23 protein-coding genes and 2 pseudogenes are annotated in these 19,154 nt (G+C 64.9%); 14 read left to right on the top strand and 11 right to left on the bottom strand.

The window, feature by feature from the left end:
• Positions 1–235: 235 nt before the first annotated feature.
• Entirely contained in the window at positions 236–418 is a 183-nt protein-coding gene (locus F8237_RS21765) for a hypothetical protein (RefSeq protein WP_151647758.1), read from the top strand.
• Between the two features lie 638 nt (positions 419–1,056).
• Here F8237_RS21765 and F8237_RS21760 read toward each other — a convergent pair.
• The 5 genes and pseudogenes from F8237_RS21760 to F8237_RS36745 all read right to left on the bottom strand — a co-directional run bounded on the left by F8237_RS21760 (position 1,057) and on the right by F8237_RS36745 (position 3,121).
• On the bottom strand, positions 1,057–1,851 hold the full coding sequence (locus F8237_RS21760) for an agmatine deiminase family protein (RefSeq protein WP_151647756.1): 795 nt from the start codon (positions 1,849–1,851) through the stop codon (positions 1,057–1,059).
• 104 nt (positions 1,852–1,955) lie between these two features.
• A complete protein-coding gene (locus tag F8237_RS36955) occupies positions 1,956–2,198 on the bottom strand; it encodes a hypothetical protein (RefSeq protein ID WP_028133472.1) in 243 nt (80 codons plus the stop codon).
• 76 nt (positions 2,199–2,274) lie between these two features.
• Positions 2,275–2,448, bottom strand: a pseudogene (locus F8237_RS37470) (colicin E3/pyocin S6 family cytotoxin); the annotation flags it as partial.
• Positions 2,449–2,484: 36 nt separating this feature from the next.
• Positions 2,485–2,763, bottom strand: a complete 279-nt coding sequence (locus F8237_RS21750) for a hypothetical protein (RefSeq protein WP_151647752.1) — start codon at positions 2,761–2,763, stop codon at positions 2,485–2,487.
• A 67-nt stretch (positions 2,764–2,830) separates the two neighbouring features.
• Positions 2,831–3,121: a hypothetical protein gene (locus F8237_RS36745; RefSeq protein WP_151647751.1), complete on the bottom strand. Its 291-nt coding sequence runs from the start codon at positions 3,119–3,121 to the stop codon at positions 2,831–2,833.
• A gap of 139 nt (positions 3,122–3,260) precedes the next feature.
• Between F8237_RS36745 and F8237_RS21740 the strand changes: the two genes are divergently transcribed.
• Both F8237_RS21740 and F8237_RS21735 read left to right on the top strand, forming a co-directional pair.
• Complete coding sequence (locus F8237_RS21740; RefSeq protein WP_151647750.1) at positions 3,261–3,461, top strand: hypothetical protein; 201 nt, start codon at positions 3,261–3,263, stop codon at positions 3,459–3,461.
• Positions 3,462–3,477: 16 nt separating this feature from the next.
• On the top strand, positions 3,478–3,882 hold the full coding sequence (locus F8237_RS21735; protein ID WP_151647749.1) for a hypothetical protein: 405 nt from the start codon (positions 3,478–3,480) through the stop codon (positions 3,880–3,882).
• Between the two features lie 344 nt (positions 3,883–4,226).
• Here F8237_RS21735 and F8237_RS21730 read toward each other — a convergent pair.
• Together F8237_RS21730 and F8237_RS36420 are read right to left on the bottom strand one after the other, a co-directional pair.
• Positions 4,227–4,883 (bottom strand): annotated as a pseudogene (locus F8237_RS21730) (GGDEF domain-containing protein); the annotation flags it as partial.
• A 3-nt stretch (positions 4,884–4,886) separates the two neighbouring features.
• A complete protein-coding gene (locus tag F8237_RS36420; protein ID WP_167527485.1) occupies positions 4,887–5,033 on the bottom strand; it encodes a hypothetical protein in 147 nt (48 codons plus the stop codon).
• Positions 5,034–5,276: 243 nt separating this feature from the next.
• Here F8237_RS36420 and F8237_RS21725 point away from each other — a divergent pair, with 243 nt between their 5' ends.
• Entirely contained in the window at positions 5,277–5,705 is a 429-nt protein-coding gene (locus tag F8237_RS21725; RefSeq protein ID WP_028133478.1) for a hypothetical protein, read from the top strand.
• 18 nt (positions 5,706–5,723) lie between these two features.
• On the opposite strand, the gene F8237_RS21720 is transcribed toward F8237_RS21725, so the two are convergent.
• Entirely contained in the window at positions 5,724–6,596 is an 873-nt protein-coding gene (locus F8237_RS21720) for a ferritin-like domain-containing protein (protein ID WP_151647747.1), read from the bottom strand.
• A gap of 215 nt (positions 6,597–6,811) precedes the next feature.
• On the opposite strand from F8237_RS21720, the gene F8237_RS21715 reads away from it, so the two are divergent.
• The 10 genes from F8237_RS21715 to F8237_RS21670 all read left to right on the top strand — a co-directional run bounded on the left by F8237_RS21715 (position 6,812) and on the right by F8237_RS21670 (position 16,866).
• Positions 6,812–9,091, top strand: coding sequence for a NosR/NirI family protein (locus F8237_RS21715; protein WP_151650624.1), 2,280 nt, complete (start codon positions 6,812–6,814; stop codon positions 9,089–9,091).
• A 22-nt stretch (positions 9,092–9,113) separates the two neighbouring features.
• Positions 9,114–11,060 (top strand): TAT-dependent nitrous-oxide reductase, encoded by a 1,947-nt coding sequence (gene nosZ, locus F8237_RS21710; RefSeq protein WP_151647745.1) that lies wholly within the window; start codon positions 9,114–9,116, stop codon positions 11,058–11,060.
• A gap of 42 nt (positions 11,061–11,102) precedes the next feature.
• Positions 11,103–12,443, top strand: coding sequence for a nitrous oxide reductase family maturation protein NosD (locus F8237_RS21705; RefSeq protein WP_162006390.1), 1,341 nt, complete (start codon positions 11,103–11,105; stop codon positions 12,441–12,443).
• Positions 12,440–13,360 (top strand): ABC transporter ATP-binding protein, encoded by a 921-nt coding sequence (locus F8237_RS21700; RefSeq protein ID WP_028133483.1) that lies wholly within the window; start codon positions 12,440–12,442, stop codon positions 13,358–13,360. Before F8237_RS21705 ends, F8237_RS21700 begins: the two co-directional genes overlap by 4 nt.
• Positions 13,357–14,184: an ABC transporter permease gene (locus tag F8237_RS21695; protein ID WP_028133484.1), complete on the top strand. Its 828-nt coding sequence runs from the start codon at positions 13,357–13,359 to the stop codon at positions 14,182–14,184. Before F8237_RS21700 ends, F8237_RS21695 begins: the two co-directional genes overlap by 4 nt.
• The gene (locus F8237_RS21690; protein WP_151647741.1) at positions 14,181–14,738 is read left to right on the top strand and encodes a nitrous oxide reductase accessory protein NosL; all 558 of its coding nucleotides are present in this window, start codon (positions 14,181–14,183) and stop codon (positions 14,736–14,738) included. The genes F8237_RS21695 and F8237_RS21690 overlap by 4 nt, the downstream gene beginning before the upstream one ends.
• A 9-nt stretch (positions 14,739–14,747) precedes the next feature.
• Complete coding sequence (locus F8237_RS21685) at positions 14,748–15,743, top strand: FAD:protein FMN transferase (RefSeq protein WP_028133486.1); 996 nt, start codon at positions 14,748–14,750, stop codon at positions 15,741–15,743.
• A gap of 31 nt (positions 15,744–15,774) precedes the next feature.
• Complete coding sequence (locus tag F8237_RS21680; RefSeq protein ID WP_028133487.1) at positions 15,775–16,164, top strand: c-type cytochrome; 390 nt, start codon at positions 15,775–15,777, stop codon at positions 16,162–16,164.
• A 38-nt stretch (positions 16,165–16,202) separates the two neighbouring features.
• Positions 16,203–16,430: a hexameric tyrosine-coordinated heme protein gene (locus F8237_RS21675; protein ID WP_028133488.1), complete on the top strand. Its 228-nt coding sequence runs from the start codon at positions 16,203–16,205 to the stop codon at positions 16,428–16,430.
• Positions 16,431–16,533: 103 nt separating this feature from the next.
• Positions 16,534–16,866 carry a cupin domain-containing protein gene (locus tag F8237_RS21670; protein ID WP_028133489.1) on the top strand — a complete coding sequence of 111 codons (333 nt, stop codon included), beginning with the start codon at positions 16,534–16,536 and terminating at the stop codon, positions 16,864–16,866.
• Between the two features lie 33 nt (positions 16,867–16,899).
• On the opposite strand, the gene ccoG is transcribed toward F8237_RS21670, so the two are convergent.
• The 3 genes from ccoG to F8237_RS21655 are packed head-to-tail and all read right to left on the bottom strand — an operon-like array spanning position 16,900 to position 19,153.
• Positions 16,900–18,324, bottom strand: a complete 1,425-nt coding sequence (gene ccoG / locus F8237_RS21665) for a cytochrome c oxidase accessory protein CcoG (RefSeq protein WP_151647739.1) — start codon at positions 18,322–18,324, stop codon at positions 16,900–16,902.
• Positions 18,325–18,332: 8 nt separating this feature from the next.
• Complete coding sequence (locus tag F8237_RS21660; protein WP_028133491.1) at positions 18,333–18,647, bottom strand: metal-sulfur cluster assembly factor; 315 nt, start codon at positions 18,645–18,647, stop codon at positions 18,333–18,335.
• Entirely contained in the window at positions 18,644–19,153 is a 510-nt protein-coding gene (locus tag F8237_RS21655; protein ID WP_028133492.1) for a DUF2249 domain-containing protein, read from the bottom strand. The genes F8237_RS21660 and F8237_RS21655 overlap by 4 nt, the downstream gene beginning before the upstream one ends.
• Between the last annotated feature and the right edge of the window lies 1 nt (position 19,154).

The raw sequence follows: 19,154 nt of genomic DNA, 5'->3' as shown, positions 1-19,154 counted from the left end.
AGCCCGCGCAGGATACTGTCGGATACGTCGACGAGGAGGAGACGCACGACGAGGATGGGCGCCTCATTATCCGGACACCAGTGCAGCCGGGCCCACGCCCGGCGGCGGTGACGCTTACGCCAGAGATCGAGGCACGGGCGGTCCCGCAATTGCCCCGGCCGGCCGGCCTCCTGATGTCCGGAGTGACACCGCGCCGGCCGACGGTGCCGACGCCGCCCAAGCGGAGGAGCTGATCATGAGCGGTGTCGACCCGTTCAAGAGTGGATTTCTGCCACTCCCATATCTCGACAGCGACCGGTTTGATGCCGAAAACTGGGCCGAGATCCGCCGCCTTCAGGCGGCACGCCGCATCGTCTACGTGCGCAAGCTCGGCGAGAACAAGTATGAGATCGTCGACGGTGGCGCCGCACAGGCCTGACGCCTTGCTCCGCCTCTCGCCGGCGCCGCTGCACCTTCTCGTCGCCATAGCCCGGGGCGCGGTGCTCCGCCGCTACGACGTCACTGCGCCGTTCTGCCTGATCCGGCCGCCAAGCCCGGGAGACGAGTTCGACTCCTACGAGCGCGTCCACGCGCGAGCTCCGCGCCTATTAATACGGCTCGGGCTCGTAGAGCCTGTCGACAGATTCGATTGGCATGCGTCCAACGCCGGGATCGCCTGGTTGGCCGCGAACGCAATTGCGGCCAAATCTGACAAACCCTGAAATCAGTAGTGACGTTTCCAGGTGAGTAACGGGGGGCGTCGAGGTGCAATCCATCAAGCGTGACGGCATCACGCGTGACGCAGCCTGATGCCTGAAAAGTGATCGAACATTATCTCACGGTAACTCACTGTGCGATCGCCCAGACCGACACGCCGAAATCGATCCGAAACCAATGCATCGAATGGGAAGCAAGCCGCGTTCCATGGTGGCGCACAGCGCCCACGATTCGTCGCCGGCAGAAATCGGATTATGGCCGCAGAAAACGGATTAGGCGAGCCCGCCGGCAGAAACCGTGTTAGCCGGCTCACATCCAATGATGGCAACTTGGCCACTAGGCCCGCCGCCGAGCAGGCTGCTAGGTCAGCGCCGCTGCTGTCGGGGCCGCTGCATGTTGGCGGAGAGAGTGGGACTCCCTTCCCTTATGCCCCGATTGCGCGAAAACCGCTGAAAAACAAGGATTCCCGGAAAGCCCCGCCGCAGTTTGTGACCACCGCTGTGTACCACCTCGTCGGCCGATTCGGCCGTCAAACTCGGCCGAATTCGAGGCATCTCGGAAGGATTCGGGCCGGCGAACTGCGCCGATGCGAATTCGAAACAGCTTTCGCGCGGGCGCTCGAATGGCCTCACGGCCGGGAGGCGGCCGTCCTCGACGGCCTGGCGCAGGCTGCGAGGTCGCAGGCGCGCGTCCGTCGTCCGACCCGTGGTCGACGGCTTCGACGAGGAGGCTGCGGTCCGGCAAGAAAGCCACGTAGCCGTACGGATGCCAGGTCGTGATCGGCTCGCGGCGGTCGCCGTCGAGCCAGATGACCGTGTGCATTCCGATGCGGCCGAAAGCCCGCGTGATGGCGGCCTCGTCGAGATTCGGATTGCGCGAGAACAGGCAGCTCCGGGTCGTCACCGCGACACCTTGGCCGTCTGTGACGTAGGTGCCGCCCTCGTCGTCGAACGGCACGCCGACGACGGGAACGCCGAAGTCGTGGGTGCGCGCCAGACGATATCCGTGCCGTGCAGCGCGCGAGCCTCCTCCTCCGCTTGGTCTCAGTTCAGCGGTGGCGGATGTGTTCAGATCGGCAGCGGTGTTCCCTGGCGTCCGAAGCCCTGCCGAATCCGAATTGGGCCGAAAAGGATGTTGGTCCGCCTGGCAGATCAAGGAAAGAGCGTGGGCCGAAGCGGGCGCGTGTCAAGCGACGTTGAACTCACCTGCACGGCGCCGCCGTCGGCCTTTCCCGGATGGAACGCCGTCGAACGCGAGGATTAGGATCGCTCTCTGGAGACACGGAATGTCCCTGGGCCCGAGTAATCCAAGTCCATGAGGTGCAGCAGTTCGGCACCTTGCTCTGGCGTAGCTTCGTACTCCGCGCCCCAGATTTCTGGATCGTCGGCGGGCAGGCCGAGGATGGCAATGACCTGCTCCTGCGGAATCCTTTCGCTTGCGCCCTCGAACAGCAGCTTTTTGTTGGGGACGTCCCATACGCGGACGACGAATTCGAGCGTCATATTTCTGCTTTCCTTCCGGGCACCGCCGGCTTCTTCTGCTCGCCGGTATTGGGATCGTAGGCTCCCTGTGACGGCCGCGCTTGTCGTAGACCTCAACTTCGCCGTGTTGCCAATCCCATTCGCCGAAGGTCCCGTCCGGGAAGTCCCAGCGTGGCCGGATCTTTCCGCCTGCTCCTCTCGATTTGCCGGGCACTTTGATGGACCCGGGAAAGCCAGGAAGACTCCCTCGGGGTGGCGGCTCGTAGCCCATTGAAGCCGAGGTATCTTCCATATAGTCGGTAAATGTTCAGATTCGATACCCGGGATTTGCGTCTATGGCCTTGGCCAGGCCGTTGACGATGCGGTCGCGAAGCCGCTGCTCGCCCGGGCATTTTGCCGAATCCTGGGAGCATTGAACCGCTCGGGACGCGAGGTAACCGCCGATGGCTACCGCTCCGGCAGCCACCCAAGTCCGTTCGAGCGTACGGGCAAGCGCGCCGGCTTTTGCGGACGGCGCGACGAGCGCAACCATCGAGACGGCGACGAAAGCAATCCGAGCGAGTCGGGAGAGGTAGGCCATTAACATGCGGAGTTCTCCGCGCTCTTACTGGCACGCCGGTCGAATATTTCCGGTGAACGAAACGGCGACATCTTTACTCAAAACGCCGCCGTAGAGCGAAGATTGGCCCGTCCATGCCGAGGACATCATTGGTGGGGCTGGATGTCCTCGCGTCTCCATAGACCCGGGCGCGCGCCTTGCCGCGAAACGCGAAGGACGAGTTGCGCGCAACAACGAACAGGTCGGGATGGACCGATAACTCTGTGATGATGTCTTCCGCGACGGAAGGCTGCGAATACGGTCGCGACCGCGCGTCCGGCGAGACCGAGTTGCCTCTGGAGAGCTTCCCGAGAGATCGCCCTGTACGATGCACGATGTCATGCATCGGGAGTTCAACTTGGACGAGGCCGACCTGTCCCGCGGCAGCGGCCCGGGCAAGCGCGGCTGGCGGCACCTTAACATATCTGACTCCCAAGACCCGAAAAGACCGCTATGCTTCGGGTTTTCCCGTCTGGGGGCAACTCATGTTCGATACCGCCACCACCGCGCTTTTGCGCGCGGTCCTCGATGAAGTCTGCGAGAGCGTTCCGCACCGCGAGATCGGGGCGCGCACGCACGTCGCCTCGAAGATCCTGGAGGCCGCCACCAAGGGCGAAATCTCGCCCGAAACTCTCCGACAGGTCGGTCGCGAAGCACTCTCCCGCGCGCCCACGATGTGGCGCTGACCAGCGAGGGGCCGCGGTGAACTTCCAGGTCACGGTGCTGAAGATTCTGGTCAGTTATCCGGGCGGCTTCGCCGTGATGGCCGACCTCAAACGCGACATGGCGATCCTGGCGACCAGCGGCCGCAACTGGGCCGAGCGCACGAAGCGGCTCGCCTCGCGCATGCCGGACCTCGACATCTTCTCCCAAGGCTTGGTCGAGCGCGAAAGCGGCGGTTGGAAGATCACCGAGAAGGGGCGCGCGGTGCTGGAATTCCTCGAGGCTCGTCCTGGGACCCACCAGTTGCCCGATGCGCCTTCGGTCGAGACCGTCGCTGCGCCAGTGCCTGCCCTCCCGCAACCGGCGGATCGGGCGAAGCGGCGGCGCGAACGCCGCGAGCGTCGGCGGGAGGCGCGCGAACGAGCTCGGGCAAACGCTTCCTGACGTCGCCACGCGTTTGCGGAGCGGCCTCTCCTGCAATACGGCCGCCCTCGTGGATTCTACGGAGAACAGTTGCAGAAACCTGGGAAATTTCCCGGCGCTCAAAGCACGAACGCCGCGACTGGGTGAGGCACGGAACCGGTACGCAAGTCAAATGACGCACGAGCCGATCTAGGGATTGAGATCGTCGCTTTCGCCGGGCGCCCGTAGCGGGCGGGACGCGCCGCCGAACATGCTGTCCTACGGCAGGCGGAACGGCGCGCCCGCGCGAGAGTGCCCGCGCGCTCCTTTAGTCGCGCGTGTCGTTTAGCCGGGAGGACATCTGAGTGCGCGTTGAGTTGGCAGCCTCAGGCGCTTCTCGCGCCGGGCCAAGCGACCACCTGTCCCGACATGACGAGCCGGTCGCGGCCGTTATCCTTGGCGGCGTAGAGGGCGCGATCGGCCGCCGCCACCAGGGAGCCGCAGTCCATCGCGCCCTCGGAGGGCAAGTTGGTCGCGCCGCCGAGGCTCACCGTGACGATCTTGGACGGCAGGTTCAGCGCGTGCAGCATGCCGAGGTCGCGCAGCGCCCGGCGGACGTTCTCCCCGACGAGCTCGCAGCCCTCCGCGTCGGTGTTCGGCAGCAGCAGCGCGAATTCCTCGCCGCCGTAGCGCGCGGCGACATCGGCTGGCCTACGCACCTGCGCGGAGAGGATTCGCGCCAGCGCGCGCAAGCAGGCATCGCCGGCTTGATGGCCGTATTGGTCGTTGAACTTCTTGAAGTGATCGACGTCCGCCAGCAGCAGCGAGAGCGGAGTGCCGTCGCGCTTGGCCCGCGCCCATTCCTCGGCAAGGCGTTCGTCGAAGTGGCGGCGGTTGGCGATGCCGGTCAGGCCGTCGGACGTGGCGAGCGCGGCGAGCTTTTCCTGCAGGTCCTTTTGCTCGGTCATGTCGCGCGAGATCGCCACGACGCCGTCGATCTCATGGGTTTCCAAAGACCGAGTGACGCGCAGCGCCCTCGCTGCCGCTCAGTTGAGCAGCCTCCGCTGGAGCCGGCGAACGATCTCTCGCAGGTCGTTCGCATAGTCCTCGACGACCCGTCGCATCTCCTCGGCGCGCGCCACTTCCGCTGCCTCGGCCTCCCGTCCGCGGTGCTGCTTCTGGATCCGCTCCATGTTTGGATATTAGATCTGGGAGGCCGGCGTTCGTTGACATGGCTCAAAGGCAAGCTTCGTCGACGAAAATGCCCATTCGGACAGCGACGCGGGAGCTACTGCTACCCAGATCACGAATTCCGCTCCTTGCCCTGCTTCCGCCGACGACAGGCCCGTGCAGAGGCCAGTCCGCGATTTCCTTGGCGGGCAGTCTCGCCTTCAACTTACGATGGATGCCGTCGAGCGTCTTCGCCGAGATCCCGAATGCTGGTAGAAGGAGACCGCGAGATCGCCGATGAACTTCCGTCCGCTCTGATCGCCGTAGCGCTTGCCTCCTTTCCCGCGATGGCCCAACAGGGCTCGTGCCGTGGAGCGACGGATCAGGCGACCACCGGCACGAGCAAACCGGACGAAAGAGACCCGATCGGATTGACTTCGACCCAGAGGCAGATGATAGCCTGGAGCATCGCCGCGATTGCCGAGAAACAGGCTTCGCCGCAAGGATTCCTACCAAAACCCGGTGCGAAGCTGCCGGACCAGCTCAAGTCGGCACAGATCCCGTCGACGCTGGATCAGGTCGCCGACCCGATCCGCAACTACGAATACGTGTTCCTCGAAGACCAGAACCTGCTCCTGGTCAGCCCGCAGGATCGGACCATCGCCGACGTGCCCCATCCCGATCGCCGCCTCTAACCCGAATACGGAGTCACCTCACTCGGCGGCGAGCGAGCGCAGCCAGGCCAGTCTTGAGATCGCTTTTTCCGCCAACTTCTGCAGGATCTCCACGCGCTCGGCTTCGTCCGAGCGCTCGGCGCCTTCCAGGTAGCCGTCGACCAAAGCCTCCGCGATCATCTGCGCGTCCCGCAGCTCGAGCGCGCCGGGAAAGCTCCCGAAATCGCGGGCGTCTTCCGCCATCCGCATCGTGTCTTCGCGGAGTTCGCGCGTGCGCACCGCCGCCGGCCCTTCCAGGCGACGCTCCAGAGCCGCAAGATGGGTCCCCAGGCAGAGTTCCAGCCGTCGCGCAGCGACCCGATCCAACTGCGCAGGCACCTGGTCCGGCTTGCGGCCGTGCTCCCGGTGATAGGCACGGCGCCTCTCCTTCCTGAGCGTGGCAACGTGGCCCAGCTCCTCCTTAGCCATCGCTTCGGAGGCCTTCTTGATCTCCGGATCAGCGGAATAGGCGGCCAAATATGACCAGAAGGCGAAGGCGCGCTCCTCATTGCGCGCCGCCATCGCGAGCGCGCGGTAAGGCGTCATCAGTCGAGACGTCTTCACCTCGGCCGCGGCCTCCTCATCCAGGGTCTCCGGTGCCTCCCAGCGCACCATGGCCGGATCGGGCATTTTGCCGCTGCGCGATTGCGACCACTGCGTGACACTGTCCACATGATCGCGCTCGGCGGCCGCGAGTCGCGTGAACACCTCCGCCAGATCATCTTTGCCCTGCCAGCGCATCCCGTCAGCGAGAGAGTCGTATTTATTTGCCGCTTCCTGCTCCATTGCATGCGCCAGCGCAACGAGCTCCTCGAGGGATTCCAATACACCCGCGGGCTCGGCGCTCAGCAACGACGTGCGTAGGAATGGCATACGAGAACTCCAAATGCAGATTTTCTTAGCCGGTTCCGCACGAACACAAATCTTGCCAGCGGGGTTGACAGATTCAGTCGCACAAGATGAGCTTTGCACGTCAGCGACGACAAATCATCGACGAAGATCTCAAGGACGCGCGCCTCCAGGGTGGTCGCGCAGATTATAGTTGAATCGATATGTTGAAGCGACCGGATGACGTTACCGCATTCGCAATGCGTGCGGCGCTCGCGCTGGCAGGCTTACTGCTGGTGTGTCTGACTTATATTTCGTCCGCATGTGTTTCGCCTGCATGGGCCGCCGGCGATTTGCCGATTTATCTGCCGAAGATCGCGCCGGCGGAGTTTTTTCCGGGCGCGGACGGCTTCGGGCGGCCCCAAGGCGATCCGCCCATCGTGCCCGTTTACCGCGGCGACCAGCTCCAGGGTTTCGTGTTCCTGAACTCCGACTTCGCTAACTCGGTCGGCTATTCGGGCAAGCCGATCCACCTGCTCGCCGGCATCGACCTGAAAGGCGTCATCACCGGCGTCAAGCTCGTCGACCACAAGGAGCCGATCGTTCTGGTCGGCATTCCTGAAGCGCGCATCGTCGCCGCCATGAACTCCCTGATCGGCAAGGACATGAAGCCGGTCGCAAGCGGTGCCGAGAAGCCACCCCAGGTCGACATCGTGAGCGGCGCCACCGTCACCGTGCTGGTGATGAGCGACAGCATCGTTCGCTCGGCCTCAAAGCTGATCCGTTCGGGCCGAGTGGGAGGCGGAGATGGGGCGGCCGCATCGGCCGCGCTCCCACCGGTCACCAAGACTCTCGATCTCGAACAGAGCGAAATCAAGGATTGGGAAAGCCTCGTCGGCGACGGCTCGGTGCGCCGGCTGAATCTGACGGTCGGCGACGTCAACGAATCCTTCGCCAAATCCGGTAACGCGGCCGCGAGCCAGTACCCTGAACCCGGCGAGCCGAGCGACACCTTCATCGATCTGTACACCGCGCTCGTCAGCGCCCCCACCATCGGCCGCAGCCTGCTCGGTGAGGACGGCTACAAGCGTCTCAAGGACGGCCTCAAGCCGGGACAGCAAGCCATCGTGATCGCCGGAAACGGCACCTACTCGTTCAAAGGGTCCGCCTACGTCCGCGGCGGCATCTTCGATCGCGTGGAGATTCTGCAGGAAGGCAGCAGCACACGTTTCCGGGACAAGAACCACACGCGTTTGGGGTCCTTCTCCGCCGAAGGGGCGCCCGAGTTCAAGGAGATCGGCCTCTTCGTCACGCCGCCGGAGTTCACGCTCGATCCTACGCAACCATGGCAGCTTCAGCTGCTGGTGCAGCGGAGTCTCGGTGGCCGCGACAAGGCCTTCCTCACGTTCGATCTCAACTATGTCCTGCCGGACAGCTACATGCGGCGCGAGCAGCAGGCCGTCACGGTGGCGGAGACCGCTCCCGCCCCAATCTCGCAGCCTTCCGCCGCGACCACGCAGCCGTCGCTCGCCGCCGACGGCGAAGAGCCGCTCTGGATGCGCATCTGGCGGTCAAGTACGGTCTCGATCGCGATCACCGCCGCGATGCTCGGGGCGCTTACCCTGATCTTCTTCTTCCAGAACGTGCTGGTGCGCCGACCGGTGTTCTACAATTGGGTGCGAAGGGCTTTTCTCGCCTTCGTCCTGGTCTGGCTCGGCTGGTATGCGAACGCCCAGCTCTCCGTGGTCAACGTCCTCACCTTCACCAATTCGCTTGTGACCGGCTTCAAGTGGGAGTTCTTCCTCGCCGCGCCCCTGATCTTCATCCTTTGGGCGGCGACCGCCTCGGCGCTGCTGTTCTGGGGCCGCGGCCCCTTCTGCGGATGGCTCTGCCCGTTCGGCGCGCTGCAGGAGCTCACGAACACCGGCGCGAAGTGGCTCAAGGTCCCGCAGATCACCGTGCCGTGGGGCCTGCACGAACGGCTATGGCCGGTCAAGTACATCATCTTCCTCGGCCTGTTCGGCCTGTCGCTCTACTCCGTCGACATGGCCGAGCGGTTTGCCGAGGTCGAACCGTTCAAGACCGCGATCATCCTGAAGTTTTCGCGGAGCTGGCCGTTCGTGGCCTATGCAGTCGCCCTGCTCGTCATAGGCCTCTTCATCGAACGCTTCTTCTGCCGCTATCTGTGTCCGCTCGGCGCGGCGCTCGCCATTCCCGGCCGCATGAGGACGTTCGAATGGCTGCGCCGTTGGCAGGAATGCGGCTCGCCCTGTCAGCGCTGCGCCAAGGAATGCCCGGTGCAGTCGATCCATCCCGAGGGGCACATCAACGTCAATGAGTGCATCTACTGCATGCACTGCCAGGAACTCTATTACGACGATCACCGCTGCCCGCACATGATTCAAGTGCGGCTCAAGCGCGAGAAGTTCGCGGCCATGTCCTCGCCCTCGATGCGCTCGGGCGGCAAGGGTCCTGCGACCGTCATCACCGCCGGCGGCAAACCTGTCGGCGCTTCACCCACCATCTCACCACCAAACTGAACCGGAAGCCGAGGAGGCAATCATGAGCGAGAACGAACAGGCAAAGGGCGTCAGCCGACGAACCGTGCTTGGAACGACGGCGGCGGCCGCAGGCGTGGGCCTTGCAGGCGGCGTGGCGCTGACCGACAGCGGCTTCGTCTCCTCTGCCGACGCGCAGACCAAGAATGCTGCGCCGAAGGCACCGGCGGCCCGGCCGGCCGTGCAGAAGACCGAAGTCGCGCCCGGTGAGCTCGACGAATATTACGTGTTCTTCTCCAGCGGCCAGTCCGGCGAGATGCGGATCATCGGCCTGCCCTCGATGCGCGAGCTGATGCGCGTCCCCGTGTTCAACCGCTGCAGTGCGACTGGTTGGGGCCAGACCAATGAAAGCATCAAGATCCTGACCGAAGGGCTGCAGCCCGCGACCCGCGAATTCCTCAAGAGCCGCGGCGCCACGTACATGAATGGCGACCTTCACCACCCGCACATTTCGTTCACGGACGGCACCTATGACGGCCGTTACGCCTTCATGAACGACAAGGCCAACAGCCGCGTGGCGCGGGTGCGGCTCGACATCATGAAGTGCGACAAGATCATCGAACTGCCGAACCAGCACACGGTTCACGGTCTGCGCGTGCAGAAATATCCGCGCACGGGCTACGTGTTCGCCAACGGCGAGGACGGAGTTCCCCTGCCCAACGACGGCAAGGTGCTCGACGATCCCAAACAGTATCGTTCGATGCTCAGCGCAATCGACGGCGACACGATGAAGGTGGCTTGGCAGATCATCGTCAGCGGCAACCTCGACAACGTCGATGCCGACTACCAGGGCAAATATGCTTTCTCGACCTGCTACAACGGCGAGGAAGGCGTCACGCTCGCGGAGATGACGTCCGCAGAGCAGGACTGGGTCGTCATCTTCAACATCAAGCGGATCGAAGAGGCCGTGAAGAAGGGCGACTTCAAGGAAATGAACGGCGTGCCCGTGATCGACGGCCGCAAGGGCTCGGCCTACACCCGCTACGTTCCGGTCTCGAACAATCCGCACGGCATGAACACCGCGCCCGACGGCATCCACATCGTGGCGGCCGGAAAGCTCTCGCCAACCGTGACCGTGATGGACGTGCGCAAATTCGACGACCTGTTCGACGACAAGATCAAGCCGCGCGACGTCGTCGTCGCGGAGCCCGAGCTCGGACTTGGACCGTTGCATACGGCCTATGACGGCAAGGGCAACGCCTACACCACGCTGTTCCTCGACAGCCAGGTCTGCAAGTGGAACATCGACCTCGCCAAGCGGGCCTTCAAGGGTGAGAAGGTCAATCCCATCCTTCAGAAGCTCGACGTGCACTATCAGCCGGGGCACAACCATTCCTCGATGGGCCAGACCAAGGAGGCCGATGGAAAGTGGCTCATCTCGCTGAACAAGTTCTCGAAGGACCGCTTCCTGAACGTCGGGCCGCTGAAGCCCGAGAACGACCAGCTGATCGACATTTCGGGCGATCAGATGAAGCTGGTGCATGACGGCCCAAGCTTCGCCGAGCCGCATGACGCGACCATCGTCCACCGCTCCAAGATCAACCCGATCTCGATCTACGATCGCGCGGATCCGATGTTCGCCGATGCGGTCAAGCAGGCCAAGGCGGACGGCATCAATCTGGAGGCGGATTCGAAGGTCATTCGCGACGGCAACAAGGTGCGCGTCTACATGACGTCCACGGCTCCGGCCTATGGGCTCGAGCAATTCCAGGTCAAGCAGGGCGACGAGGTCACCGTGTTTGTCACCAACATCGACGCCGTGGAGGATCTGACGCACGGCTTCTGCATCGTGAACTACGGCATCAACATGGAAATCGGCCCGATGGCCACCTCGTCCGTGACCTTTACGGCCGACAAGGCGGGTGTCTATTGGTACTACTGCTCCTGGTTCTGCCACGCCATGCACATGGAGATGAAAGGGCGGATGTTCGTCGAGCCCAAGTCGGTCTAGCGTCGGTCTGATCGGAGCGACCTCGTGGGTCTTCCCTTACGCATGTTTCCGGCGGCGCTGGTCGCCGCCGGATTGTCCGGCTTCGCCGAAGCGGAGACGTTGACGGCCGTGCCCGGGCAGCCGCTGCAAGCAGTGCTGGATGGCGCGCGCGCCGGCGACGTCGTTACGATTGCGCCCGGCGCATATCACGGTTCGATCCGGATCGACCGCTCCCTGCAGCTGGTCGGGAGCCGCGAGGCCGTGCTCGACGGCGACGGCTCCGGTAACGTCATCACCGTCAGCGCACCCAACGTCACCATTCGCGGCGTGACCATCCGGGCATCGGGCCGCGATCTGCAGGCGATGAATTCAGGCATCTTCCTGCAGAAGACGGCCGAGCGCGCGACGATCGAGGACAACCGGCTGGTTGGAAACCTGTTCGGCGTCTATGTGCATGGCGCCAGGGGCTCCCGGGTCGTCCGCAACGAGATCGAGGGACTGCGCGGCGGAAGGCTCAGCGAGGCCGGCAACGGCGTCTCGCTGTGGAACGCGCCCGACGTCACCATCGCCAACAACATTTTCCGCTATGGCCGCGACGGCATCTTCTCGATCTCCAGCAGCAAGGATCGCTTCGTCGACAATCGCTTCGAGCAGGTTCGATTTGCCGTCCATTACATGTACACCAACGACAGCGAGATCAGCGGCAACGTTTCGATCGGCAACCATGTCGGTTACGCCATCATGTATTCGAACCGCCTCGTGATCCGCGGCAACTCCTCCGATCGCGATCGCGACTACGGGATGCTGTTCAACTACGCGAACTACGCCCAGATCGAGGACAACCGGGTGACCGGCGGCCCGCTGAACGCGGCGATGCAGAGCACGCAAGACGGTCCCGACGACGAGCGCGGCATGCTTCCGCAGGCGAAACGCGAGAGCTCGCTGAAGAGCGGCCCGGAGAAATGCGTTTTCATCTACAACACCAATCACAACAAGTTCCGCAGCAACTGGTTCGAGCGCTGCGCCATCGGCGTGCACTTCACGGCCGGCTCCGAAGGCAACGAAATCACCGGCAACGCCTTCGTCGGCAACGCCAACCAGGTGAAATATGTCGGCACCCGGCACCTCGACTGGTCGACCGGCGGGCGCGGCAATTACTGGAGCGATAATCCGGCATTCGACCTGAATGGGGACGGCATCGCCGATACGGCATACCGGCCGAACGACCTCATCGACCGTGTGCTGTGGACGGCACCCGCCGCGAAGGTCCTGATCAACAGCCCGGCCGTCCAGGTGATCCGCTGGGCGCAGGCGCAGTTTCCGGCGCTGCTGCCGGGCGGCGTGGTCGACAGCCATCCGCTGGTGTCGCCGCCGCGGGGCGTTGCGCCGAAGGAGACGCGATGACCAGCATAGTACGCGTCAGCGACGTCACCAAATCGTACGGCCAAGTCAAGGCTGTGCGCGGCGCCTCGTTCACGCTCGGCCAGGGCGAGCTGGTGGCCTTGATCGGCCACAACGGTGCCGGCAAGACCACGCTGATGAAGCTCATGCTGGGTCTGATCCGGCCGACCAGCGGCGCCATCGAGGTTCTCGGCGACAATCCCGCCGCGGGCGAATTCGCGGGCCGGCGCCAGCTCGGCTACCTCCCCGAAAATGTCTCCTTCGACCCTGCCCTCACCGGCCGCGAGACGCAGGCCTTCTACGCCAGGCTAAAGCGGGAGCCGGTTGCCAAGGCGCTCGAGCTGCTCGATGCCGTGGGGCTCGGCGCAGCGAGCCGCCGCCGGGTCAGCACCTACTCGAAAGGCATGCGCCAGCGGCTCGGGCTCGCACAGGCGCTGCTTGGCCAGCCCCGCGTGCTGCTGCTGGACGAGCCGACCACGGGTCTCGATCCCGAACTGCGCCAGACCTTCTACGACATCATCGCGCGGCTCGCAGCCAGTGGCGCGACCGTGCTGCTGTCGTCGCACGCGCTGACCGAGCTCGAGGAGCGCGCCGGCCGGGTCATCATCATGAACCGCGGCATCAAGGTCGCGGATGGCTCGATCGACGAGCTGCGTCGTCTCGCGCGGCTGCCGACCAGGATCCGTCTCAGGGTGGCCGGCCTCGCTCCCAGCGAGATGCCGGGCTGGGCGCCGCAAGACGCGGCTTGCCGCCGCCTCAACGGCCACATCGTCGAGATCGACGCCGCGCCGGAGCGGAAGATCGAGCTGCTGCATCGCGCCACGGCCGCCGGCAATTCGGTCGAGGATGTCGACGTGGTTCCGCCGACTCTCGACGAGCTCTATGCTCATTTCCTCCGGCAATCGGAGCAGGCGCCATGAACGTCATGATCATCGCAGCCAAGGAGATCCACCAGGCCATCCGCAATCGCTGGGTGCTTGCCGCAACGCTCCTGCTCGCCGGGCTTGCCCTGTCGCTGACCTTCCTCGGCAGCGCGCCAACCGGGAATGTCGGCGTTCGCACGCTGGACGTGGTCGTCGTCAGCCTGTCGAGCCTGACGATCTTTCTCGTTCCGCTGATCGCGCTTCTGATCTCACATGACGCCATCGTCGGCGAGATGGAACGCGGAACGATGCTGTTGCTGCTGAGCTATCCGGTGGCGCGATGGCAGGTGCTGCTCGGCAAGTTCCTGGGTCACCTCGCCGTCCTCGCCTTTGCGACCTGCCTCGGCTACGGCGCGGCGGTCGGCGCGCTGGCGGCGACGGGCAGCCAGATCGACGGCGATAGTCTGCTGGCCTTCGGCGCCATGGTGGCCTCCTCGGTGCTGCTTGGCGCCGTCTTCGTCGCGGTCGGATATCTGGTCAGCGCGCTCGTGCGCGACCGCGGAACGGCAGCCGGCATCTGTATCGGACTATGGCTGCTGCTGGTGCTGATCTACGACATGGCGCTGCTGGGCGTGCTCGCGCTCGACCAGGGCCGCAGCATCTCGGCCGCCGTGCTCAACACCATGCTGCTGGCGAACCCGACCGACGCCTACCGCCTGATCAACCTCACCGGATTTGCCAATGTCAGCACCTTCGCCGGCATGGCCGGCCTTGCCCAGACGACGTCCCTGACGATACCGGTGCTGCTGACCGCCCTGCTCGGCTGGACCTCGGTGCCGCTGGCGCTGGCGGCGCTCGCCTTCTCGCGGAGGGAGCTATGAGGCGCCGAACGATCCTGCTCGCCTTGCTCGTGCCGCTGGCGCTCGCAGGCTGCAACGACAAGCAGGCCGCCAAGGTCCCGCCGCCGCATCGGATGACCGCGGAGGACGTCGGCCATTACTGCGGCATGAACGTGCTTGAGCACCCGGGACCGAAGGGGCATATCTTTGCCGCGAGCCTGATCGAGCCGGTGTGGTTCTCGTCGGTGCGGGACACCATCGCCTTCACCATGCTGCCCGACGAGCCCAAGGACATCCTGGCGATCTACGTGTCCGACATGGGCAAGACCCCCGACTGGGACAAGCCCGGCGCCGACAATTGGATCGAGGCGCGCAAGGCGCTGTTCGTGATCGAGAGCCGGGTCAAGAGCGGGATGGGCGGCGACGAGGCCGTGCCGTTTTCCGACCGGGCCGCGGCGGAGAAATTCGTCGGAGATAACGGGGGCCGGATCGTCGAATTCGGCCAGGTGCCCTGGGACTACGTCCTGGCCTCGGTTGACCGCCAAGGGGCCGCTTCCGCCGACGAGGAGGCTGGCTCGCGCCGGCCGAACGACTAAGGAGACATGGTGATGCGCCGCATCTCGCGCCGACGCTTCGTCCGGATCAGTGCCGCAGCGGCCGGTCTCGGCCTATTGCCCTCAGAGCTTGCCGCGCGCGCCGACGCGGCGCCCGTCACATGGCGGGGCACCGTGCTCGGCGCGGTCGCCACGATGGAGATTCACCACGGAGACCGACGGGAGGCGGAGCGGCTGATCTCGCTGGCAAGCGCGGAGGCGCACCGGCTCGAGCGGCTGTTCAGCCTCTACCTCAAGGATTCCGCCCTCGTCGAGCTGAACCGGACCGGCATCCTGGTCGATCCGGCAGCCGAGATGGTCGATCTGCTCACGACCGCGCAGCATTACTCGAAGCTGACGGACAGATCGTTCGATGTCACCGTGCAGCCGCTATGGGACCTCTACGCCAGCCACTTCGCCCGGGAGGGTGCGGACCCCGCCGGCCCCCCGTCCGCGGCGATCCAGGCCGCGCTTGCGTGCGTGGGTTGTGGCCGGCTGTCGGTCGGCCGCGACCGGATCGCGATGCCGCGCGGCATGGCCGTCACGCTGAACGGGATCGCGCAGGGTTACGTGACCGACAAGATCGTGGAGCTGCTGCAGGCTCACGGCATAGCCCACAGCCTTGTCGACATGGGCGAGGCCCGCGCCATCGGACCACGTCCTGACGGGCGCCCCTGGGACGTCGGGGTCGCCGATCCGGAAGTCGCAGGCCGCACGGAAACGGTGCTTTCGGTGGTCGACCGCGCGTTGTCGACGTCGGGGGCGTACGGCTTCCGGTTCGACCCGGAAGGCCGCTTCAACCACCTCTTCGATCCTCGGACGGGTGGCTGCGCCGCCAGGTATCGTAGCGTGACCACCGTGTCCCGCGGCGCGACCGCGGCGGACGCGCTGTCGACCGCGTTCAGCCTGATGCCGGAGGAACGGATCCGTTCGCTGCTGCCGCACGTGGATGTCGAGCGCGTGCACCTCGTCGATGCCTCCGGCAAGCCCTCGGAGATCACCGCGTGACCAAGCAACTCAACCACCGAAGGAGAACTAGATGAACCGGACAGCACTCGTCGCCCTGTTTCTCGTCGCGGGCCTCGGCCAGGCCAGCGCCCAGGACGCCGCCGCGGGCGAAAAGGTCTTCGCCGTCTGCAAGGCCTGCCACCAGGTCGGCGACAGCGCCAAAAACGTCGTCGGCCCCGTGCTGAACGGGCTGATCGGACGCAAGGCCGGATCGGTCGAGGGCTACAACTACACCGACGCCAACAAGAAATCCGGCATCACCTGGGACGAGGCCACCTTCAGCGAGTACATCAAGGATCCGAAGGCCAAGATTCCGGGCACAAAGATGGCCTTCGCCGGCATCAAGGACGAGCAGAAGATCAAGGACCTGATCGCCTATCTGCACACGTTCGACAAGGCGCCGGTGAAGCTCACCCAGTAACGTCGCGCCCCTTTCCCGCAGAGCTAGTGAGGATGCACATGAGCGAGAATTGGTTACCCTCCTTGAAGACAGACACCCCTCAGGCCGGCTTCGAACTTGCGGTCAAGCTATCGCGGATGGCGGTGAAGATGACGCAACCGTCGGACGAAGTCCGGACCCGCCTCCGGACGGCGTACGAGCAGGACGCGGAGCAATTGATCGCCACATCCCATGTCGTCGCCGTCCATTTCCAGACGGTCGCCGCCGCGAACAATTGGTGGCGCTAACGGGGCGCGGAGCACACGAGCTTCGCGCGTCTCCAGCGAGCTCCGTGGCCAAACGGAGCTCCCTGACAAGTCGTGCGTTCACGAAGGCAGGAAAGGAAGCGGAATGGCCGTGCATCATGCGGGTTCGGGAGAAGTCGTCGACCTTCGGCCGCTTGGAGCCAAGCTTCACGACGCACGCACGACCGCGATCGTGAAGACCGACACGTTCGAGGCAGTACGCCTGATCGTCCCGGCGGGGCGCGAAATCGCGTCCCACCGGGTGGACGGGGAGATCACCCTGTTCTGCATCGAAGGTTGCGTGCGCCTCGGTCTTTCCGACACGGAAATGGAGCTCTCCGCGGGCGAATGGCTCTACCTCGATGGAGGGGCAGCGCACTCGGTCACGGGAATCAAAGACGCCTCCCTGCTGCTCACCATCCACTTCCAGTCGAAATAGCAGCAAGCGGCAGCTCGGGTGCCTTCCTGAACGTTACCGCTCGACGAACCGGTCCTTGGCGGAGAGCGTATTCCCGGCCTCGTCCCGGGCCGTGAACACGACGTCCTTTTGCTCGGCATCCGCCGCCGTCAAGGTGACGCGCAACGACTCCGAGGCGTCCGGGGCGACCTCGATGGGAGCGAGACCATCGCTGCCCACGATGGAGAGTCTTGCGTCGATGCCGCTGACGGACAGCGTGTAACGATGCGGGCTCGACGACTTGTTCAGGAGCTTCACCGTGTAGGCATTGCGCAACGACCCGTCCGATAGCCGGACGGCGACGGGATCGCGGTCGTGCTGGACCGACAACGACGCGGTGGTCCTCGTCGCGAATGCCACCCCGATCGTTCCGGCCAGCGCAAGGCATGCCGCCGTCAAGCCGACGGTCTTCGGCCGCAGCAAACGGTTGCGAGGAGCCTCCTTGTTGCGCCCCCGTTCGATGTTCGCCCAGCTTTCGTAATCGATCAGGCCTCGCGGGCGTCCGAGCTTCGCCATCACGCCATCGCATGCATCGACGCACAGGCCGCAATTGATGCACGCGAAGTTCGGGCCCTCGCGGATGTCGATTCCGATCGGACAGACCGCGACGCACTGGCCGCAGTCCACGCAATCGCCTGCCGTCTCGCCCCGCAGCCGCAACTCGGTGGCCTTCTTCGCGGAGGTCCGCCGCTCGCCCCGGTAGTCGCGATAATTGACGGTGTAGGCCTCCGGATCCCAGATCGCACCCTGCAGGCGCGGCCAGGGACACATGAAGGTACAGACCTGCTCGCGCGCGAAACCCGCAAGGCCGTAGGTCGTACCCGTGAACACCGCGATCCACGTCAGGGCGTCGACGGAAAAGTTGCCAGCAGCGAAGCCGCGCAGCAGATCCGGCGCGTCGGTGAAGTAGAAAATCAGCGTGCCGCCCGTCGCCAACGAGATCAGAAGCCAGGCCGCGTGCTTCGCCGCGGTCCGGACGACTCGCTTCGGCGTGAGGGGCGTTCCGATGTTCTTGAGGCGCTGGCGCCTGTCGCCTTCGATCAGACGCTCGACGAGCAGGAACAGATCGGTCCACACCGTCTGTGGACACGCGAACCCGCACCACAGACGCCCCGCGAGCGCGTTCGTGAGGATCAGGATGGTCGAGGCCAGCACCAGGAGGCCCGTCACCAGATAGAGATCCTGAGGCCATATCTCGACGAAGAAGGCGTAGAGGCGCCCGTTTGCGAAGTCGAGCAGCACCGCCTGGTCGGGCGCGTTAGGTCCGCGATCCCAGCGAAGGAACGGGGTGACGTAGTAGATCGACAGTGTCAGCAGCAGAATGGCCCATTTGAGCCTGCGGATCGGACCTTTGACGGCTTGGGGCACGACGGGCAGGCCGGCTGCCGCCGCGGCCTTGGCCCGCGTCTTCGCATGATCGATCTCGATGGTGATGGCCATGGCGAGCGTCAGTTCACCGCGGCGAAGCCGAGCGAGGCCCGGACCGCCGGTGCCATCATGTCGGGAGTCCAAGGCGGCTCGAAGGTCATCGCCACGTCGACGGAAACCACCCCTGGGACGGTCGACGCCGCCGCCTGCGCTCCTTCCCTCAGGAAGGACGTCGCGGGACAGCCCGGCGTCGTCGCCGTCATCGTGATGCGGACCGCCCCATCGGTGACCGCGATCTCATAGACGAAACCGAGATCGACGATGTTCTCGCCCAGTTCGGGATCGATCACGACGCGCAGCGCGTCGCGGACGGCTTCGTCCAATCGGTCCCTCATGACGGCGCTCTCACAGTCAGTTCGTAGGTGGCACCGTCGGGGCGAAATCCACCGAGCCAGCGAAAGCCCCGCTTCTCGAGCTGAGGAAACAGAAACACCGGCTCCCGGCTCAAAAGCGAGGTCAGAGTTTCGCCGGGATCGAGCTTTTCCGCCGCGGCGAGGATCCGGACCATGGGCTCGGGCGGCTCGAGGTCGCGATTATCGAGCTCCACGACAGGCTCGGGCCAGGCCGCGAAGGGCGAGCCGCCGGCGGCAGTCGATGTGATGTCCGGCTTGGCTCCGACAGGCGTGAACAGCACCTCCCATTCGCCCCCTTCGAGTTCGCTCGCCGAATGAGCGAAGCCCTTGTCCGCCATGACGCCGAACAAAGGCACCGGCTTGAACGGCGCGTAGAGGCGGAGACCCTGCCCCTGCTGCAAACGACCGACCGCGGCCATGATGACGGAGAACGGCTCGCCTCCGGCACGCAGGATCGGACGGGCATCGACATCCAGATACTCGGTCATT

Origin of the sequence: Bradyrhizobium betae (assembly GCF_008932115.1) — a bacterium.
In the GTDB taxonomy this organism is placed as follows: Bacteria; Pseudomonadota; Alphaproteobacteria; order Rhizobiales; family Xanthobacteraceae; genus Bradyrhizobium; species Bradyrhizobium betae.
The sequence above is the reverse complement of the archived record's forward strand: the minus strand, read 5'-3'. Positions and strand labels throughout refer to the sequence as shown.

Bases quoted from the DNA above. Each gene is read 5' to 3' on its own strand.
- F8237_RS36745 (WP_151647751.1), bottom strand. From the start codon at position 3,121: ATGCATGACATCGTGCATCGTACAGGGCGATCTCTCGGGAAGCTCTCC.
- F8237_RS21725 (WP_028133478.1), top strand. From the start codon at position 5,277: ATGCTGGTAGAAGGAGACCGCGAGATCGCCGATGAACTTCCGTCCGCT.
- F8237_RS21740 (WP_151647750.1), top strand. From the start codon at position 3,261: ATGTTCGATACCGCCACCACCGCGCTTTTGCGCGCGGTCCTCGATGAA.
- F8237_RS21660 (WP_028133491.1), bottom strand. From the start codon at position 18,647: ATGAGGGACCGATTGGACGAAGCCGTCCGCGACGCGCTGCGCGTCGTG.
- F8237_RS21720 (WP_151647747.1), bottom strand. From the start codon at position 6,596: ATGCCATTCCTACGCACGTCGTTGCTGAGCGCCGAGCCCGCGGGTGTA.
- F8237_RS21765 (WP_151647758.1), top strand. From the start codon at position 236: ATGAGCGGTGTCGACCCGTTCAAGAGTGGATTTCTGCCACTCCCATAT.
- F8237_RS21715 (WP_151650624.1), top strand. From the start codon at position 6,812: ATGCGTGCGGCGCTCGCGCTGGCAGGCTTACTGCTGGTGTGTCTGACT.
- F8237_RS21705 (WP_162006390.1), top strand. From the start codon at position 11,103: ATGTTTCCGGCGGCGCTGGTCGCCGCCGGATTGTCCGGCTTCGCCGAA.
- F8237_RS21655 (WP_028133492.1), bottom strand. From the start codon at position 19,153: ATGACCGAGTATCTGGATGTCGATGCCCGTCCGATCCTGCGTGCCGGA.
- F8237_RS21695 (WP_028133484.1), top strand. From the start codon at position 13,357: ATGAACGTCATGATCATCGCAGCCAAGGAGATCCACCAGGCCATCCGC.
- F8237_RS21700 (WP_028133483.1), top strand. From the start codon at position 12,440: ATGACCAGCATAGTACGCGTCAGCGACGTCACCAAATCGTACGGCCAA.
- F8237_RS21690 (WP_151647741.1), top strand. From the start codon at position 14,181: ATGAGGCGCCGAACGATCCTGCTCGCCTTGCTCGTGCCGCTGGCGCTC.
- F8237_RS21750 (WP_151647752.1), bottom strand. From the start codon at position 2,763: ATGTTAATGGCCTACCTCTCCCGACTCGCTCGGATTGCTTTCGTCGCC.
- F8237_RS21670 (WP_028133489.1), top strand. From the start codon at position 16,534: ATGGCCGTGCATCATGCGGGTTCGGGAGAAGTCGTCGACCTTCGGCCG.
- F8237_RS21680 (WP_028133487.1), top strand. From the start codon at position 15,775: ATGAACCGGACAGCACTCGTCGCCCTGTTTCTCGTCGCGGGCCTCGGC.
- ccoG (WP_151647739.1), bottom strand. From the start codon at position 18,324: ATGGCCATCACCATCGAGATCGATCATGCGAAGACGCGGGCCAAGGCC.
- F8237_RS21675 (WP_028133488.1), top strand. From the start codon at position 16,203: ATGAGCGAGAATTGGTTACCCTCCTTGAAGACAGACACCCCTCAGGCC.
- F8237_RS36420 (WP_167527485.1), bottom strand. From the start codon at position 5,033: ATGGAGCGGATCCAGAAGCAGCACCGCGGACGGGAGGCCGAGGCAGCG.
- F8237_RS36955 (WP_028133472.1), bottom strand. From the start codon at position 2,198: ATGACGCTCGAATTCGTCGTCCGCGTATGGGACGTCCCCAACAAAAAG.
- nosZ (WP_151647745.1), top strand. From the start codon at position 9,114: ATGAGCGAGAACGAACAGGCAAAGGGCGTCAGCCGACGAACCGTGCTT.